The sequence below is a fragment of the Pseudomonas sp. NFACC24-1 genome, from assembly GCF_900115235.1.
GTDB classification, from domain to species: Bacteria; Pseudomonadota; Gammaproteobacteria; order Pseudomonadales; family Pseudomonadaceae; genus Aquipseudomonas; species Aquipseudomonas fluorescens_AA.
The window spans coordinates 427,550-443,474 of record NZ_FOVS01000001.1 but is presented as its reverse complement, the minus strand read 5'-3'; the positions used below and the strand labels follow the sequence as shown (position 1 = coordinate 443,474).

The 15,925-nt window shown below is 61.2% G+C and carries 13 protein-coding genes; 5 read left to right on the top strand and 8 right to left on the bottom strand.

What is annotated here, in order from left to right:
* The first annotated feature begins 4 nt into the window (after positions 1-4).
* The 3 genes from msrB to BM317_RS02045 all read left to right on the top strand — a co-directional run bounded on the left by msrB (position 5) and on the right by BM317_RS02045 (position 1,604).
* A complete protein-coding gene (msrB, locus tag BM317_RS02055; protein ID WP_060738535.1) occupies positions 5-400 on the top strand; it encodes a peptide-methionine (R)-S-oxide reductase MsrB in 396 nt (131 codons plus the stop codon).
* Between the two features lie 260 nt (positions 401-660).
* Positions 661-1,146 (top strand): glutathione peroxidase, encoded by a 486-nt coding sequence (locus tag BM317_RS02050; protein ID WP_092166831.1) that lies wholly within the window; start codon positions 661-663, stop codon positions 1,144-1,146.
* A complete protein-coding gene (locus tag BM317_RS02045; protein WP_092166828.1) occupies positions 1,143-1,604 on the top strand; it encodes a MarR family winged helix-turn-helix transcriptional regulator in 462 nt (153 codons plus the stop codon). Before BM317_RS02050 ends, BM317_RS02045 begins: the two co-directional genes overlap by 4 nt.
* Here BM317_RS02045 and BM317_RS02040 read toward each other — a convergent pair.
* Complete coding sequence (locus BM317_RS02040) at positions 1,588-3,909, bottom strand: hybrid sensor histidine kinase/response regulator (RefSeq protein ID WP_092472914.1); 2,322 nt, start codon at positions 3,907-3,909, stop codon at positions 1,588-1,590. The genes BM317_RS02045 and BM317_RS02040 overlap by 17 nt on opposite strands.
* Positions 3,910-4,072: 163 nt before the next feature.
* On the opposite strand from BM317_RS02040, the gene BM317_RS02035 reads away from it, so the two are divergent.
* Positions 4,073-4,963 carry an ATP-binding protein gene (locus tag BM317_RS02035; RefSeq protein WP_058543216.1) on the top strand — a complete coding sequence of 297 codons (891 nt, stop codon included), beginning with the start codon at positions 4,073-4,075 and terminating at the stop codon, positions 4,961-4,963.
* Positions 4,960-5,442, top strand: coding sequence for a GAF domain-containing protein (locus tag BM317_RS02030; protein WP_092472912.1), 483 nt, complete (start codon positions 4,960-4,962; stop codon positions 5,440-5,442). The genes BM317_RS02035 and BM317_RS02030 overlap by 4 nt, the downstream gene beginning before the upstream one ends.
* A 125-nt stretch (positions 5,443-5,567) precedes the next feature.
* Here BM317_RS02030 and BM317_RS02025 read toward each other — a convergent pair whose 3' ends face one another.
* The 7 genes from BM317_RS02025 to BM317_RS01995 all read right to left on the bottom strand — a co-directional run bounded on the left by BM317_RS02025 (position 5,568) and on the right by BM317_RS01995 (position 15,832).
* Positions 5,568-8,516, bottom strand: coding sequence for an HD domain-containing phosphohydrolase (locus tag BM317_RS02025; RefSeq protein ID WP_092472910.1), 2,949 nt, complete (start codon positions 8,514-8,516; stop codon positions 5,568-5,570).
* Positions 8,517-8,633: 117 nt separating this feature from the next.
* Complete coding sequence (locus BM317_RS02020; protein WP_092472908.1) at positions 8,634-12,254, bottom strand: transporter substrate-binding domain-containing protein; 3,621 nt, start codon at positions 12,252-12,254, stop codon at positions 8,634-8,636.
* A 9-nt stretch (positions 12,255-12,263) separates the two neighbouring features.
* Positions 12,264-12,890, bottom strand: coding sequence for a response regulator transcription factor (locus BM317_RS02015; protein ID WP_014337291.1), 627 nt, complete (start codon positions 12,888-12,890; stop codon positions 12,264-12,266).
* 448 nt (positions 12,891-13,338) lie between these two features.
* A complete protein-coding gene (locus tag BM317_RS02010; protein WP_053183171.1) occupies positions 13,339-14,667 on the bottom strand; it encodes a deoxyguanosinetriphosphate triphosphohydrolase in 1,329 nt (442 codons plus the stop codon).
* A 126-nt stretch (positions 14,668-14,793) separates the two neighbouring features.
* Complete coding sequence (locus BM317_RS02005; RefSeq protein ID WP_060738528.1) at positions 14,794-15,129, bottom strand: hypothetical protein; 336 nt, start codon at positions 15,127-15,129, stop codon at positions 14,794-14,796.
* Positions 15,126-15,515, bottom strand: coding sequence for a phage holin family protein (locus BM317_RS02000; RefSeq protein WP_060738527.1), 390 nt, complete (start codon positions 15,513-15,515; stop codon positions 15,126-15,128). The genes BM317_RS02005 and BM317_RS02000 overlap by 4 nt, the downstream gene beginning before the upstream one ends.
* A 2-nt stretch (positions 15,516-15,517) precedes the next feature.
* Positions 15,518-15,832 (bottom strand): ElaB/YgaM/YqjD family protein, encoded by a 315-nt coding sequence (locus BM317_RS01995; RefSeq protein ID WP_092166820.1) that lies wholly within the window; start codon positions 15,830-15,832, stop codon positions 15,518-15,520.
* Between the last annotated feature and the right edge of the window lie 93 nt (positions 15,833-15,925).

Sequence of the window (15,925 nt, the reverse complement as noted above, 5' to 3'; positions counted from 1 at the left end):
GACGATGGAAAAGTTGGAAAAAACCCTTGAGGAATGGCGCGCCATGCTCGATCCGGAGCAGTACAACGTCTGTCGGTTGAAGGGCACCGAGCGGCCCTTCTCCGGCAAATACAACGCCACCAAGACCGACGGTGTGTATCACTGCATCTGCTGCAACGAGCCGTTGTTCGATTCGCAGACCAAATTCGATTCGGGCTGTGGCTGGCCGAGTTTCTACGCGCCGATCGAAGGCAGCGCGGTGGTGGAGGTGCGGGACGTCAGCCACGGCATGATTCGTACCGAGGTGGTCTGCGCCAAATGCGATGCCCACCTGGGCCACGTCTTCCCCGACGGCCCGCCGCCCACGGGGTTGCGGTATTGCATCAACTCGGTGTGTCTGGATCTCGTGCCCCGCGATTAAATTGGCCGCCGCCCTTGTGGCGAGGGGATTTATCCCCGCTGGGCTGCGCAGCAGCCCCAAGAACGGTAACTTCGGTGTCCCAGGTTGATCGCATTCAGCCTTTTGGGGTCGCTGCGCAACCCAGCGGGGATAAATCCCCTCGCCACAGGTCTGTTCGGCTGCAGCATTAGCGATGCCCATACCGATCTCTATAATTAAATTGCACACAATTGAATCGCTCGCTATCTTCACCGCCTGTCCAACACATTCGGAGCCTTGCCATGAGCGACAACCTGCTGAGCATCCCGTGCACCACCATCAAGGGGGAGCAAAAGACCCTCGCCGACTTCGCCGGCAAGGCTGTGCTGGTGGTCAACACGGCCAGCCAGTGCGGGTTCACCCCGCAATACAAGGGACTTGAAACGTTGTGGCAGACCTACAAGGACCAGGGCTTGGTGGTTCTGGGCTTTCCCTGCAATCAGTTCGGCAAGCAGGAGCCGGGCAATGAAGGGGCGATCACCGAGTTCTGCGAACTGAACTTCGGCGTGAGCTTTCCGCTGTTCAAGAAAGTCGAAGTCAACGGCGCCAACGCCCATCCGCTGTTCGTCCAGCTCAAACAGCGTGCACCCGGCGTGCTGGGGTCCAAAGGCATCAAGTGGAATTTCACCAAGTTCCTGATCGGCAAGGACGGTCAGGTGGTCAAGCGGTTTGCCCCGACCACCAAGCCCCAGGACCTGACCGGCGAGATCGAAGCACTGCTCAAATGAATGACTTGTCAGCCGATTCGCTGAAGCTCGACAGCCAGTTGTGCTTCAAGCTGTACGCTGCTTCACGTGCGGTGATCCGTGGCTACAAGCCAATGCTCGATCAGCTTGGCCTGACCTATCCGCAATACTTGGCGATGCTGGTGTTGTGGGAATGGCAGGACACGGCACCGCCACAGCCGACGGTCAAGGCCCTGGGTGAACGTTTGCTGTTGGATTCCGGCACACTGACGCCGCTGCTCAAGCGCCTGGAGCAATTGGACCTGGTTCAACGCCAGCGTTCGGCCCGGGACGAGCGGGAGGTACACTTGAGCCTGTCGGCTGCGGGACGGGCTTTGCGCGAACAGGTCGGCCCGCTCAAGGCGCGCCTGTTATGCGACAGCGGGGTCGATCTGGACCGCCTGGGCGCGTTGCGAGAAGGTCTCGATCATCTGCTGGGCCAGATCAAAGCGCTGATGTAGTGCGCACCCACTGGTCCAGTACGGCTGCCAGCTCTTCGCGGCGGAACGGCTTGGACAGGTAATCATTCATGCCAGAGGCCCGGCAGCGCTCGCGTTCTTCGGGCATCGCGTTGGCTGTCAGCGCAACGATCGGCAGGTCCGACCAACGCCCGCTGCGGCGAATCTGCCGGCTGGCTTCGTAACCGTCCATCACTGGCATGTTGCAGTCCATCAACACCAGGTCGAACACCTGCTGTTCCAGTTGATCCAGGGCTTCGACGCCGTGGGCCGCGACGGTGACCTCGCAGCCCAGTTTCACCAGCATGCCCTTGGCCACCAGTTGGTTGACCGGATTGTCCTCCACCAGCAGCACCCGTCCACGCTTGGATGGCGTCGGGGTTTCGATCTGTGCGTCGTTGATGGTGGTCGCCTCGCTTTGCATGGAGCGTCGCACAATCTGGTACAGCGCATGGCGCGCCAGCGGTCGGGCCTGTTGTATCAGCGGGGCGAGGGCGGCGGCCTCTTCGCCGGGCATGAAACTGCCATAGGCGGTCACCAGCAGTATAGGTGCGTCAAAGGTCGGCCGCAGGTTGAACAGGCATTCCGGGCAGTCGGTGATCAGCATGTCAGGCTTGAGTCCCAGCAGCCCGTCATCGATGGAGCGCTGCACATAATCCAGGCCCCACCCCGGCAACAACATGCCCAGCAACTCGGCCAGGCCGCTGCTGCTGGCGGTGATGGCGACGACGTTGCCGCGCAACGGTTCGACCGGAGTTGCAGGCAGATGGCAGGGCAGGGGCAGGTCTGCGCAGAACTGGCTGCCGAAGCCGGCTTCGGAACTGATCGTCAGTCGGCCCTGCATGGCTTCGCAGAGGTTGTAGGTCAGTGCCAGGCCCAACCCGGTGCCGCCAAACTGGCGGGTAATCCCGGCGCCGGCCTGGGTGAACGGCTGCAGGATTCTCGCCTGGGCTTCCTGGGGAATGCCGATACCGGTGTCGCAGACTTCGATTCGCACGCCGCCTTCGTAATGGCTCAACTTCACGTCGACCCGGCCGAAGCGTGTGAACTTCAGCGCGTTGGACAGCAGGTTGCTGACGATCTGGCGTACCCGGGTCGGGTCGCCGAGCACCTGCGCCGGGAACCGGGAATCGATCAGGCAGGCCAGCTCGACACTGGGGGCCGCGTTCTGGGAGAGCAGGTTGGCGGTATCCTCCACCAGGGCGCCGAGGTCGAACGGGATGCGTTCGAGCTCCAGTTGCCCAGCGTCGAATTTCGACAGGTCGAGGATGTCGTTGAGCAACTCGACCAAGACCTTGCCCGAGTCATGGGCGATCGAGAGCTGTTGCTGTTGCTCGGCCGTCAGGGGACCGTCCAGGGACAGGGCGATCATTCCCAGCAGGCCGTTGAGCGGCGTGCGGATCTCGTGGCTCATGTTGGCGAGGAACACGGAGCGGGCTTCGGCCATATCCAGGGCCGTGCGCCGGGCCTCCTCCAGCTCTTCGTTGGATTGGCTGAGGCGGGCGTTGATGGCCTTGAGTTCGGCGGTGCGTGCCGAGACGATGTTTTCCAGTTGCGCCAGGTACTCGGTGAGGCGATTTTCGGCGGTGCGCCGCTGTTGGATTTCCATGGAGATATTTTCGAACTGCTGGTTGGCGACGGACACCAGCACGCCGATTTCATCGGACTGGTGGCCGGAAGGGCATTCCAGGCGGTTCTGTTCGTTGCTGCTCGGGTCTCGGCTGCTCAATTCACGGATGACCCGCACCAGGGGCTTGGTCATCATCACGTAGAACAGTGCCAGCAGCAGGCCGGTCAGGATCAGGCTGCGGGCGAAGCCGTTGAGCAAAGTGACCTCGGCGCGGCGCAGGAAACGACTGCCGAAGGCATAGGTGTCGACGTCCAGTCGCAGCATGCCCAGGGATTCGCTGGGCAAGTGGTCCAGATAGAGCCGGTCCTCGAACTGGCGCTGGGCACCGAACAGGAAGTCGCTGATGAACCGGTAGCTGCTTTGCAGCTCGGGCCGCTTGACGCTGGCCAGCACGGTATTGTTGTTGTCGATCAGCTCGGCGCCGATGATGGCCGGTGAGCGCAACAGGCCCATGGCCAGTTCCTGGGCGAGTTCGGCGTCGATGTTGTAGGCGATGCGTGAGGCCGGGTTGTGGCTGATTTCCAGCAGCGACAGGATTTCACGGTTGATCGACGCGTCTTCGCTGGCATAATCGATGCCGATCTGCATCAGGCTGAGCAAGGTGCCCAACACGAAGCCTACCAGGACGGTCAGGCGGGCCTGCTTATAGGAAAGCCGTTGGGTGAATCTGATGTCCATTGAGTGATGAACCACTTACGTTTCCCTTCGCCGGTCAAGCATAGCTGATCATCTCTGAACTCCGGTGCGGCCGGTGTGTATTGTGTGAAGTAGACCCGCCATTGGATAAGGCGTTTCGTTGTTGGAGCGCCATCATTACTGTGAACCTGTCCGAGGAAAAGACGTGGACTCGCGATTGAATGCTTTTCTTGAGCGTGCCGATGCCGTGCTGGCCCGGATCGAGCCTTTGTTGCCCGCGCCCCGGCCCGCCATCGATTGGACCCAGACCCTGGCCGCCCGCTGGCAGCGTGACGGGCGCAGTGGCTACCTGTTGCCGCTGCAAGTCAGCCTCGACATGCGCCTGTCGGACCTGATCGGCGTGGATCGCCAAGTCGAACAGCTGGGCCGCAACACCCGGCAGTTCATCGATGGCATGCCCGCCAACCATGCTTTGCTCTGGGGCTCGCGTGGTACCGGCAAGTCGTCCCTGGTGCGTGCCCTGCTGGCCGAGCATGCCCCCCATGGCCTGCGGTTGATCGAGATCGAACGCGATCACCTGGCCGATCTGCCTCGGGTGGTCGAGCAGGTAGCGAAACTGCCGCAGCGCTTCGTGTTGTTCTGCGATGACTTGTCGTTCGAGTCCGGCGAAGGCGATTACCGCGTGCTCAAGAGTGTGTTGGATGGCTCCTTGGAGCAGGCGCCGGACAACGTGCTGCTGTATGCCACCTCCAACCGTCGCCACCTGGTGCCGGAAAAGGAGAGCGACAACGAGAATTGGAAACGGGTCGACGGCGAACTTCACCCCAGCGAAGCGGTGGAGGACAAGATCGCCTTGTCCGACCGCTTTGGCTTGTGGCTGTCGTTCTATCCGTTTACCCAGGAGCATTTCCTCAACGTCGTGGAGCACTGGATCGGCGAACTGGCGGCCAAGGCCGGGCTGGCCTGGCAGCGCGACGAAGCGCTGGATGTGCTGGCGGTGCGCTGGGCCACCGGTCGCGGCAACCGCAACGGACGTTGCGCTTATCAGTTTGCCCGTTATTGGGTAGGCCTGAAATTGTTGGAGCACAAGGCATGATCGATTTGAAGGGCACCGGTGCTGGCCTCGAGGGCTACGACTTGTTATCGGCACAGTTGGAATCCTTGCTGGCCGATGAGCGTGACTTCATCGCCAACGCCGCGCAGTTCTCGGCCTTCCTGTCCAGTCAGCTGGACGACCTGAACTGGGCCGGCTTCTACCTCAATCGCAACGAAGAACTGGTCCTGGGACCGTTCCAGGGCCAGATCGCCTGTGTGCGGATTCCCTTTGGCCGTGGCGTGTGTGGCACGGCCGCAGCGACCCGGCAGACCCAGCGCGTCGAAGATGTCCATGCCTTCGCCGGGCACATCGCTTGCGACAGCGCGTCGAACAGTGAACTGGTGGTACCGCTGGTCAAGGGCGGGCGCCTGATCGGCGTGCTTGACCTGGACAGTCCGAAACTGGCGCGTTTTACCGAGCATGATCAAGCTGGCATTGAAGCATTGGCTGCGATATTCCTGCGTCTGACGGATTGCTGACTCGCTTTGCGCAGGAGCTGTCGAGCGAAGCGAGGCTGCGATCTTTCCCCAGACAATTGAGCCTCGAGTGAATAACCAACAGATCAAAAGATCGCAGGCTTCGCCAGCTCCTACAGGGATAACATTCATGCCTTCAGCCCGGCCTTGACCAGCAGGCTGTCGGGGGCGACCTCATCGATCTGGTGCGGGTCGAGGAACTGCTCGGCGTAGCTCAGGTAGATCTTTTCTTCGATGAACAGCCAGAACAGCTCGGGATCGATATGGGCGTCACGGCACATGGTGGCCATGATGCCCAAGGCCTCGCTCAGCGTCTTGGCTTTCTTGTAGGGGCGGTCGGCCGCCGTCAGTGCTTCGAAAATGTCGGCGATGGCCATCATCCGTGCCGGTAGGCTCATCTCCTCGCGCTTGAGGCGCTTGGGGTAACCGCTGCCATCCATTTTCTCGTGATGCCCGCCGGCGATCTCCGCCACGTTGTTCAGGTGGCTAGGGAAGGGCAACTGACTGAGCATCAGGATCGTCTGCACCATGTGATGATTGATGACATAGCGTTCCTCGCGCGTCAGCGTGCCTCGCGTGATGCTCAGGTTGTAGAGCTCGCCGCGGTTGTATTTCCAGGCCGGCACATCGAGCTGGAAGCCCCACGGGTTGTCCGCCGGGATCAGCTCGGCCGCGTTGCGCTCGAACAGGTGTTCGGGCTTGTCCGCCAACAGCGGCTCGGTGACCGGCAGTGTCGACTTGGGCGTGCGGGCCTGGCGCCGGTTTTCTTCCCAGGAAACCCCCAGGCGATCATCGAGGGTCCGGGTCCACGGGCGTTGCGCGATATGTCGCAGGCGTTGCAGATCGGCCTCGGCCATGGCTTCGGAGCCCAGGTTGCAGCGGGCGACGAAAGCAAAGTCGTCATCCAGTGCCGTCAATGTCGCATCACGCTGTCGTGCCAGGGATGACGCCTCGCCGCCGTTTGCCACGGCCTGCCAGTAATCGACCCAGGCGTCGCGCTTGAGTACTTCGAAACGGGTGCGTATCTCGTGGATCCGGTCGTTCAGGGTTTCCAGTTTGGTGGCTTTGTCGACGACGTATTCGGGGGTGGTGACCTTGCCGCAATCGTGCAGCCAGGAGGCGATGTGCAGGGCTTCCCATTCATCCTCCGTGGGCCGGTAGGCGATGAACGCCGGGGCCTGGCTGGCGGCAGCGGCCTGGGCGAGCATCAGGGTCAGGACCGGCACCCGCTGGCAATGGCCGCCGGTATAGGGACTCTTGGCATCGATCGCGCCGGCCAGCAGTTGGATGAAGGCGTCCAGCAGTTGCTTTTGCTTGGCTTGCAGGCGCTGGCCCTCGATGCTCACGGTGGCGGCGCCGGACACGGCTTGCAGGAAGGCGATGCGGTCCGGCTGGAGTTTTTCCAGGTCGGCTTCGGTGCCGCTGTCGTTGATCAGCAACACCAATACGCCGACGGTTTCCTGGTGGCGATTGCTCAGGCGGATGCCGATCAGGTGGACCCGAGGCGAGTCCAGTGCCTGCAGGACGCCTTGCAGGTCCGCCGCCTGCTCGAAGCCCAGGGAGGTCACGAGATTGTCCGAGACGGCCAGTTGCTGGAGCCATTGCGGGCTGTCGCCCGCCTGTAGCCCATGACTGCCCAGCTTGAAGGCGTCGAGGTTCCTGGGGGTTCCATCGATCACCAGCCCATAGGGCTTGAGCCGGTTTTCGTCGTTCTCGCGCAGGTAGATCAGGCCGGCCTGGGCCTGGCCGATTTTCACGGTTTCGAACAACACCCGCTCCAGCAACGGGGCGAAGCGGGTTTCGGCCCTCAGGCTGGCGGTGATTTCAAAGAAACTTGCCAGGGTCTCTTTCATGCGTGCCATCGAGACGCTCAATTGATCGACCTCCAGCACCGGGGAGCGGCGGGACACCGGGTAGTTGAAGTCAAAGCTGCGAATGGCGTCGGCTTCTCGCACCAGTTCGCGCAAGGGCTTGACCAGGATCCTGGATGTCAGCCAGCCCAGGGGCAGGCACAGCAACAGGGTGGCGAGGGTGATGAGCGCGCCTTGCCAGCGCATGCGATAAGCGTTGTCCAGCAGTTCGTCCTCAGGCACCAGCAACGCCAGTTCCAGGCCTTGGGGCCCGCCTTCCTGCATGTGGCTGCGCGAAACGATCCACTGGCGTCCGACCGCTTCCAGACGGGTCGTGTCCGTGTTGTCATCGAGGACGGCGGCGATGGCCGGGTTGAGGTCGCGGGCCTTGATCAGGCGCGCCGACTGGGCGTCGGCGAGCAGCCGGTCGCTGTCGGGATAACCCACGGCGTTGCCCTTGGGATCGAGCAACACGATCTCGGTGCCGGTGGTCACCTTGTGCTTGGCCAGGGTCTGGGACAGGGCCGCCAGGGTCAGGTCGGCGCCGATGACCGCCTGCTCGCCACTGCGCCGGGCGAGGGTGGTGCCGACGTTATGCGTGGAGAAGAAAACGTAGGGCTCGGTGGTGATCTGCTCGGTGCTGCCGGCGGCGCTGCGAAACCAGCCGCGGCTGCGCGGATCGTAGGTTTCGTCGGCGATGTCGCGGTGATCGATGAGCGTCAGGGTTTCGTCGTAGAACAGCGATCGGGAATGGACCGGGCCTTGCTCGTTGGCCCGTTCCACGGTCCAGACTTGATAGGCCGCCTCGGCGGGGGCCTGCAAGGCGGTTTTCAGGGCCGGGGTGCGCAATGGCCGGACCATCAGGAAATTGCCGCGCTGATCGCCCAGGTACAACGACGCCAGGTTCGGGTTGTCCCGCAATGCCTGGCTGAAGGGCACGAGTAGGGCCAGGCGTTGCGCCATCTGCGGCGTGCGTGTCGCCGGGTAGTCGGCCAGCAGGCTCAGCAGGTGGCGGATGGGTTCGTAGGTGTCATACAAGTCCAGGCGCACCTCCTGTTCAATGCGGTTGAACAGTTTTTCACTGCTGGACAGGATGATTTGCGTGGTTTGCCGGTAGTTGAAAATACCCAGCACCACCCCGGTCAACAACAAAAGCAGGGTAAACATCACGCTGATGTGGACATGCAGGGGGAACCGGCGTTTGTCCGGACGCGGTGCGCTGGGCATTGCAGTCACTCCAAGTGTCAGGGGGGTGTTCTCGATGGGTGTTCCCGCGTGCAAGGGAAACCGATCGAGACCCCCCCAGGTACGCACAGCTGAGCGAATAGCATAGTAAACGCTGGATTATTTTGCCTTGGCGATCTCCGTTTGCAGAGCCTGCTCCAGTTCGGTCATGGCGCGGTCGAGGGCGTCGATGCAGGCGCTGATTCGTTCAGGTGCCTGTACCAGATGACACGCCTGCTCCAGCGCCTCGCACCGCTGGATCAGGGTGGTCGCCTGGACGATGCGGGCGACGCCTTTTATCTTGTGCGCCGTTTCGGTCAGCGCTTGGCGGTTTGCGCCCTGGGCAACGTCGAGCAACTCCTGGCGGTCCGTGCGGCTGCTGCTGAGTAACTCCGCCAGCAGGCGCCGGTTGGACGAAGGGTCGCCGCCGGTCAACGCCTGGAGACTGTGCACGCTGAAAACCGCTGGGTGAGCGACCGGTTTGACCGTCTTGATCCACTGGCTCAACGCGCTCAGGCTGATCGGTTTGAACAGGCAGTCATCCATGCCTGCGTCCTGGCAGCGTTGTTTTTCCTCCGGTTGAGCATTGGCGGTGAACCCCAGGAGGGTGCAGGGCGACCGTCGCTGTTCGGACTCATCGCGACGAATCGAGCGGGCCAGTTCGTAACCGCTCATGATGGGCATGTTGCAATCGGCAATGACCAGGTCGAAATGGCCTTTGCGCCAGACCTCGAGCCCGTGGGCGCCATCGTGGGCGACCCGGTAGTGATGGCCGAGGTATTCCAATTGCTGGGACATCAGCAGGCGGTTGGCGGGATGATCGTCCACGATCAGGATGTTCAAGGCGACCTGGGCCGTTTCGATGACCGGTTCGAGTGGGATGCTCACCGGCGCCGTCGCCAGGACGGTCAGTTGCAGGTGGACCTGGACCTGGGTGCCGACGCCGGGTTGGCTACTCATATGCAGGTCGCCGCCCATCATCCGGCACAGGTTGCGACTGATCACCAGCCCCAATCCCGCGCCTTTGCGGGCCATTCGGCTGGTGTTATCGACCTGGGCAAACGGCGCGAACAAGCGTTGCAAGTCTGCCGGGCCGATGCCGATACCGCTGTCGTTGACCTCCAGATGCATGTGCAGGACGTCGTCCCGCTCGGTGGGCGATAGCCGGACCTTGACCACGACCTGGCCCTGCTCGGTAAATTTGAGGGCATTGCTGATCAGGTTCGACAGTACCTGCTTGAATCGCAAGGGGTCTATCAACACGTCAGGGTTGCCCTCGGTGGCATCGAACTGCAGCGACAACGCCAGGTTCTTCTGCCGGGCCACACCCTCGAAGACCCGTATGACCGATTGCAGCAGGGTCCTGAGATTGACGCGTTCGGGAGCCAGGGTCAGATGGCCGGACTCGATACGGGCGATGTCCAGGATATCGCCGATCAGTTCGAGCATGCCGGAGGCCGATTCGTAGGCGACTTCGATGGTCGAGCGGTCCACGTGGCCTTTGTCGGCGTGTTTCAGGGCCAGCTCGAGCATGCCGATCACCGCATTCATCGGGGTGCGTATTTCATGGCTCATGGTGGCCAGGAACGTGCTTTTGGCGCGGTTCGCATCATCGGCTCGTTGTTTGGAGGCGCGCAGTTCCTCGAACAGCTGCCGTCGTTCACTGATGTCGATCCAGCCGCCGATGATGCCTTGCACTTGCGCGGCGGAGTTTCGGTAGGGAAGGATCCAGTGATAGATCGTCAGCTTCCGGTCGCCGATGTGCAGGGGACGGTCCACGATCAGGGCATTACCTTCGGCCATGACGCGCTGGTAGTCCGCCTGGTACTCCTGCGCTTCGAAGGCGTTGCTCATGGAACCTGGCATCAAGTCCTTGCCGATGACGTCTTCGCGCCTGGCGTTGAACGCTTCCAGGTAACTGTCGTTGCAGCTCTGCAGGATACCGTTGCGATCCCTCACGTAGATGGGGTGGGGGGTGCCATTGAGCAGCGAATGCATGAATTCGAGTTGATCGTTGAGGGCCAGTTCCGCCCGTTGACGTTGCCTGATCTGGCGCTGCATGTAGGCGTTCCACGCCAGGGAAAGCAGCAGCAACAGGCCAACGCCCGCGACGACCTGGAAGAACAGGCGGTTATACGTGCGCCAGGTGTGTTCCGAGGGCGAGACGTAGCCGCGCCAGCGGTTGTTGATGATGCCCAGTTCGTCGGGGTCGATGCTGGTCAGGGCCTTGTCGAGGATGGCGTTCAACTCGCTGGCGTGTTTGGCCGTGGCCAGCGCGAACAGCGCCTGTTGGGTACCCACCGTGCTGCTGATCTGCAACCGGTCCCGCCACGCATGGGAGGAGATGAAGTAGTTGGCCATCACCTGCGAGTTCACGCTGCCGTCGACCTGGCCATGGGCGAGCATTTCCACGGCGCGCAAGGGGCCGTCCGTTTCGATGATCCGGATGCTCGGGTACTGGCTGCGTAGCCATTCAGTGAGCGGATTGCCCGTGGCGATCGCCAGGCTGGCGTGGCCGAACTGATCGAGGGTGGTGGGCGTGTCGGACGACTTGCGGGTCAGCAGGACGAACGAGCTGTCGACGTAGGGGCGGCTGAATTTCAACTGGCGTTGCCGTTCACTGCTGGGCAACAGCGCGGCGATCATGTCGGCTTGATCGTTGAGGACCGCGGCAATCATTTCACTGTCGTTCTGGCGGCGCTGGATGTCCAGGCGCAGGCCGGTGCGCAGCCGGATCAGCTCCAGCAGGTCGGCGCTGATGCCGCGAAAATCGCCGTCCGGATCGAAGAAGGTGAAGGGGGCGGAGGTTTCGTTCACCACCACCCTTACCACCGGGTGCCTGGCCAGCCAGCGTCGCTCGCGGTCGGTCAGTTGTACCCGGTGGTCCGTGAGGTACAGGTCGCTGCCCGCACTCCAGCGCTTGGCAATGGCCGTCTGTTCGGCGACGGGGACCTGGTTCAGCGTCGCGTTGATGATCTCCAGCAAGCGGGTATCGCCACGGCGTACGGCGAAACCGAATCCATAGGATTCATGTTTGCCGAAGCTGGCCATGCGGATATTGCTCAAGTAACCCTTGCTGATCATGTAGTGGGTGGACAGGGTATCGCCGAGAAATACATCGGCCTGGCCAAAGGCGACGGCATTGATGGCGTTCTGGTAGGACGGGTAGGTGGTGATGATTGCCTTGGGGTAGAGTTTTTCGATTTCCCGCAGCGGCAGGTAGTGATAGACCATGCTCAGCCGCAAACCCTTGAGGTCTTCATTCAGGGATCGGCTTTCATTCGTTCGGGTGACGAGAACGGGTTGGTCCACTGCATATGGCGTCGACAGCGCAATGTCGGGGTCGCGGGCCTCGAAACCGTTGGCGGTGCCAAGCATGTCGATTTGCCCGTCCTTGAGCGCCGCCACGGCTGCCTCACGGGAGGCGAAACGCAGCACTTTCATGGGCAAGCCAGTGGACTTGGCGAGGATGTCGGCATAGTCGGCGGTCAGGCCTTCGTAGTCGCGTCCGCTGGCGGAGAGATCGAAGGGCGGGTAATCCGGTGCGGAAGTGCCCAGGACCAGCTCCTGTCGGCTTTTTAGCCAGGCGCGGTGAACATCATCGAGCTTGATCTCGGCCTGGGCCATGGATGAGCGCCCCAGCAGCGTGTATTGCCCGGGCGCATCCGGTGTCGCCGCGAGCACTCCTGTATATAACACTGCGCTGATCAGCAGGAGACATTCGGTTATGCGTCTGAGCATCCTGTTTTCTCACACCAGCGCGTTGCGCTTCGCCATTTCAATCAGCTCGACCAAGGACTTGACCTTGAGTTTCTGCATCAGGCGTTTTTTATAAGTACTGACGGTTTTGTTACTGAGAAACATCCCCTTGGCTATTTCCTTGTTGGTTCGGCCTTGGGCAAAAAGTTGCAGTACCATCAGTTCCCGATCATTGACGCTTTTGAAAAGATCCAGCTCTATACTGCGTGGATCATCCGGGCGTACCGGGTTCAGCGCCTGGCTGGGGAAATAGTTATAGCCGGACAGTACCGCTTTGATCGCGCTGACAAGTTCGCTGAGGTCTTCCTGTTTGCAAACGTAACCGGAGGCACCGGATTGCATGCATCGGATACCGAAAAGCGTCGGCGACTGTGCCGTGAGCACCAGTGTCTTGAGCGGCGTGGTCATGGCGTTGAAGCGTGACAGAATTTCCAGCCCGTCAAGTTTGGGGATACTGATGTCCAGGATAACCAGGTCCGGCATGCATTCGCGCACCATTTGCATCGCGTCGACGCCGTTGTCAGTTTCTCCTACGACCTTATAGCCCTCATGTTCCAGGAGCATGCGAACGGCGAGGCGGATGACCGGATGATCGTCGACAATGAAAACGGAGTTCATGAATAAATTACCCTGCGAACTTGAATAAAGCGCGCACCTTAGCCCACTTACAGCCAGGGTCGTACGAAGAGACGGGCATGCAACTTCAATTTCAGAAGTTTCCTACAAAAAAAGAGGCAAGATATTACGATGTAATCGGTTTTTTAGTAGGTGGATGACAATAAGAGGGGAAGATGTTGGCAGTGTGTGAAGGGATATTTCTCTGATTGTGTTGTTTATGCAAACAAAGGGAACGTTTTAATCAAGGTTTGTGTAAAGCCATACATTATTTATCTACTTCAAACGCCTTGTGGATGGCGCTAAAAAACCACATGCACCGCCAATCCCCCTGCGGGAGCGAGCTTGCTCGCGATGGCGATGGATCTGTGCACATCGATGCTGGATGTGCCTCCGTCATCGCGAGCAAGCTCGCTCCCACATTTTTTCGAGGTGCTGCAAAGGGGGCCTTTTATTGGCGCGTGCGGCCTGTCATTTCCTGGGCCATTTCGCTGGCGTAGCTGTCGGTCATGCCGGCGATGAAGTCGATCATCCGCAGGAACGCGCCATGCAAAGGGCCATTGGGATCCGGCGCATTGTTCCCCAGCAGGTCGAGAATGCGGCGATTCTTGAACGAAGGCGTACGGCCGCCGTGCTGTTCGAGGGCTGCGCCGCAAAAGCCGTTTAGCAGGATTTCCAACGTGGTGTAGGCGCCGATTTCATGCAGGGTCTTGCGCTTGTCCTGGAAAATTTTCCGGCGTGCCATGTCCTTGGCATTCAACACGCAGCGTTTGGCCGGGCCGTGCATGTGTTCCACCAGGTCCCCTGGCAGCGTGCCGGCAAGCAACGCTTCCTGCTGCTCGACAAACGCCCGGGCGGCGGCGTTGGTCAGGTGTTCGATGGCCTTGCCTCGCAGGATCGCCAGTTTGCGTCGCCGCGAGTCCAGCGGCCCCAGTTGCCGATAGGTGTCCGGAAGATCGTCGCCCACCAGGTCCAGGAGCAGCGACTCCACCTGTGGGTATTCCAGCAGATCCATCTCCACGCCGTCTTCCAGGTCGATCAGCGCGTAGCAGATGTCATCGGCGGCCTCCATCAGGTACACCAGTGGATGCCGTGCCCAACGTTGATCCTCGATCTGGGGCAGACCGAGCTTGTGGGCAATCTGCTCCAGCAGTGGCAGTTCGCTCTGGTAGCAACCGAACTTGTGCTTCTTGTAGCCCAGGGAGTCGGCGTGGCGGGCGGTCCAGGGGTATTTCAGATACGTACCGAGGGTGGCATAGGTCAGCCGGGTTCCGCCGTCGAACTGATGGTATTCAAGCTGGGTGAGGACGCGGAAGCCCTGGGCGTTGCCTTCGAAATTGAGGAAGTCGTTGCGCTCGGCTTCGCTCATCGCATCAAGCCAACCCCGCCCGGCGGCCTGCTGGAACCAATAGCGAATGGCGTCCTCGCCGGAATGGCCGAACGGCGGGTTGCCTATGTCGTGGGCCAGGCAAGCCGATTGCACCACCATGCCCAGGTCGCTGGGCTCGCACCAGTCGGGCAGGGCATTGCGGATGGTTTCTCCCACGCGCATGCCCAGGGAGCGCCCGACGCAACTGACTTCCAGGGAATGGGTCAGGCGCGTGTGGATGTGGTCGTTGCTGGAAACCGGATGCACTTGCGTCTTGCGCCCCAGGCGGCGGAAGGCCCCGGAAAAGATGATGCGGTCGTGGTCCTTGTGGAAGGGACTACGACCCAGCTCTTGCGGGCTGTGCAGCGGTTTTCCGAGACGTTCGCGAGTCAGCAGGGTATGCCAATCCAAGGCCGGTTGCTCCGTTCGATGATGTCGATGCCCTAGCTTCCCGGTTCGTGGGTCGCCCTGCAAGGCCTATGGGCCTGCACAAACCGGATACCTAACCCTGTGGCCCTCGCCACAGGGTATCGGTCGTCAGGGTTTGCGCAGGTCCTTGGCCAGCTTGACCAACGGCAGCAATGTCGTTGCCAGGCGGATCAGGCCTGTCAAGCCACCGCCACCGCCATGGCGGGTCCGTTTGCCGGTGAGGAAGCCGAGCAGGGACACTGCCGCCACGCCCCACAGTGGCGCGTGCTTGATGCCGAAACCTTCGTGCCAGCTTTGCGTCAAGCCGCGCACCCGATGCAGGGGTTGCAGCAATTGGCGTGTCTCCTGACGGATTTCCTGGCGATGCATTTCCATGCGCAGGCGCACCAGTGCCTTGCGCATTTCCTGTCGTGTCCGGGCTTGGGGAATATCAGGCAGGCTCATGGCAGCAGGCGCTCCCGGTCATTGGCCAGTTCTTCGAGGGTGGCGTTGAAAGGAGAGGACTCATCGTAGATCGCGGCCTTGAGCCGAAGACCGCAGAACAGGGCCGCCAGCAGGTAGAACAGGCACAGGCCGATAATGCCCGACAGGCGATAGGTGTCCCATACCAGGATCAGCACCAGCGCCGAAAGCCCGACCAACAGCAGCAAGCCGAACACCAGCGCAAGGCCGGCGAACAGCAGGAGGCTGACGGTGCGTGCCTTCTGTTCCTGCAACTCCATGCCGAACAATTCGACGTGGCTGTGCAGCAAGCCAAGAAATGCCGCGCCCAGGCGGCGCGCTGTGGGTTGTGTGCCCGCTTCGGACGAGCCGGATTCGTCGATACCCATGATCAGCGCCGTGTCGCCAGCAGACCGATCAGAAAACCAACGCCCGCGGCAATGCCTACCGATTGCCAAGGGTTGGCCTGTACGTATTCCTCGGTGGCGACTACAGCAGCCTGGCCGCGTTCGCGCATGGAGTCTTCGGTCAGCTTGAGCGTTTCCCGGGCGCGCAGGAGGGTTTCGTGGATCTGGCTGCGCAGCGCATCGGCCTGATCGCCTGCCAGCGTCGCGGTGTGATCGAGCAAGCGCTCCGTGTCGCTGACCAGCGTCTGAAAATCTTCCATCAGGATTTCTTGAGCAGTCTTTGCCTGGGTTCTGGCCATGGGTGAATCTCCGTAAGTGACGTCTGAAGCGTTCGAGTATGAGCCTTGCCGGAAGGTTCAGTGCAAGTGACTGGTACAACTTTTGCTCAGGCT

Excerpts from the sequence above, each read along its gene's own strand:
- BM317_RS02040 (WP_092472914.1), bottom strand. The coding sequence starts at position 3,909 with ATGGACATCAGATTCACCCAACGGCTTTCCTATAAGCAGGCCCGCCTG.
- BM317_RS02045 (WP_092166828.1), top strand. The coding sequence starts at position 1,143 with ATGAATGACTTGTCAGCCGATTCGCTGAAGCTCGACAGCCAGTTGTGC.
- BM317_RS02050 (WP_092166831.1), top strand. The coding sequence starts at position 661 with ATGAGCGACAACCTGCTGAGCATCCCGTGCACCACCATCAAGGGGGAG.
- BM317_RS02030 (WP_092472912.1), top strand. The coding sequence starts at position 4,960 with ATGATCGATTTGAAGGGCACCGGTGCTGGCCTCGAGGGCTACGACTTG.
- msrB (WP_060738535.1), top strand. The coding sequence starts at position 5 with ATGGAAAAGTTGGAAAAAACCCTTGAGGAATGGCGCGCCATGCTCGAT.
- BM317_RS01995 (WP_092166820.1), bottom strand. The coding sequence starts at position 15,832 with ATGGCCAGAACCCAGGCAAAGACTGCTCAAGAAATCCTGATGGAAGAT.
- BM317_RS02025 (WP_092472910.1), bottom strand. The coding sequence starts at position 8,516 with ATGCCCAGCGCACCGCGTCCGGACAAACGCCGGTTCCCCCTGCATGTC.
- BM317_RS02005 (WP_060738528.1), bottom strand. The coding sequence starts at position 15,129 with ATGAGCCTGCCTGATATTCCCCAAGCCCGGACACGACAGGAAATGCGC.
- BM317_RS02020 (WP_092472908.1), bottom strand. The coding sequence starts at position 12,254 with ATGCTCAGACGCATAACCGAATGTCTCCTGCTGATCAGCGCAGTGTTA.
- BM317_RS02015 (WP_014337291.1), bottom strand. The coding sequence starts at position 12,890 with ATGAACTCCGTTTTCATTGTCGACGATCATCCGGTCATCCGCCTCGCC.
- BM317_RS02000 (WP_060738527.1), bottom strand. The coding sequence starts at position 15,515 with ATGGGTATCGACGAATCCGGCTCGTCCGAAGCGGGCACACAACCCACA.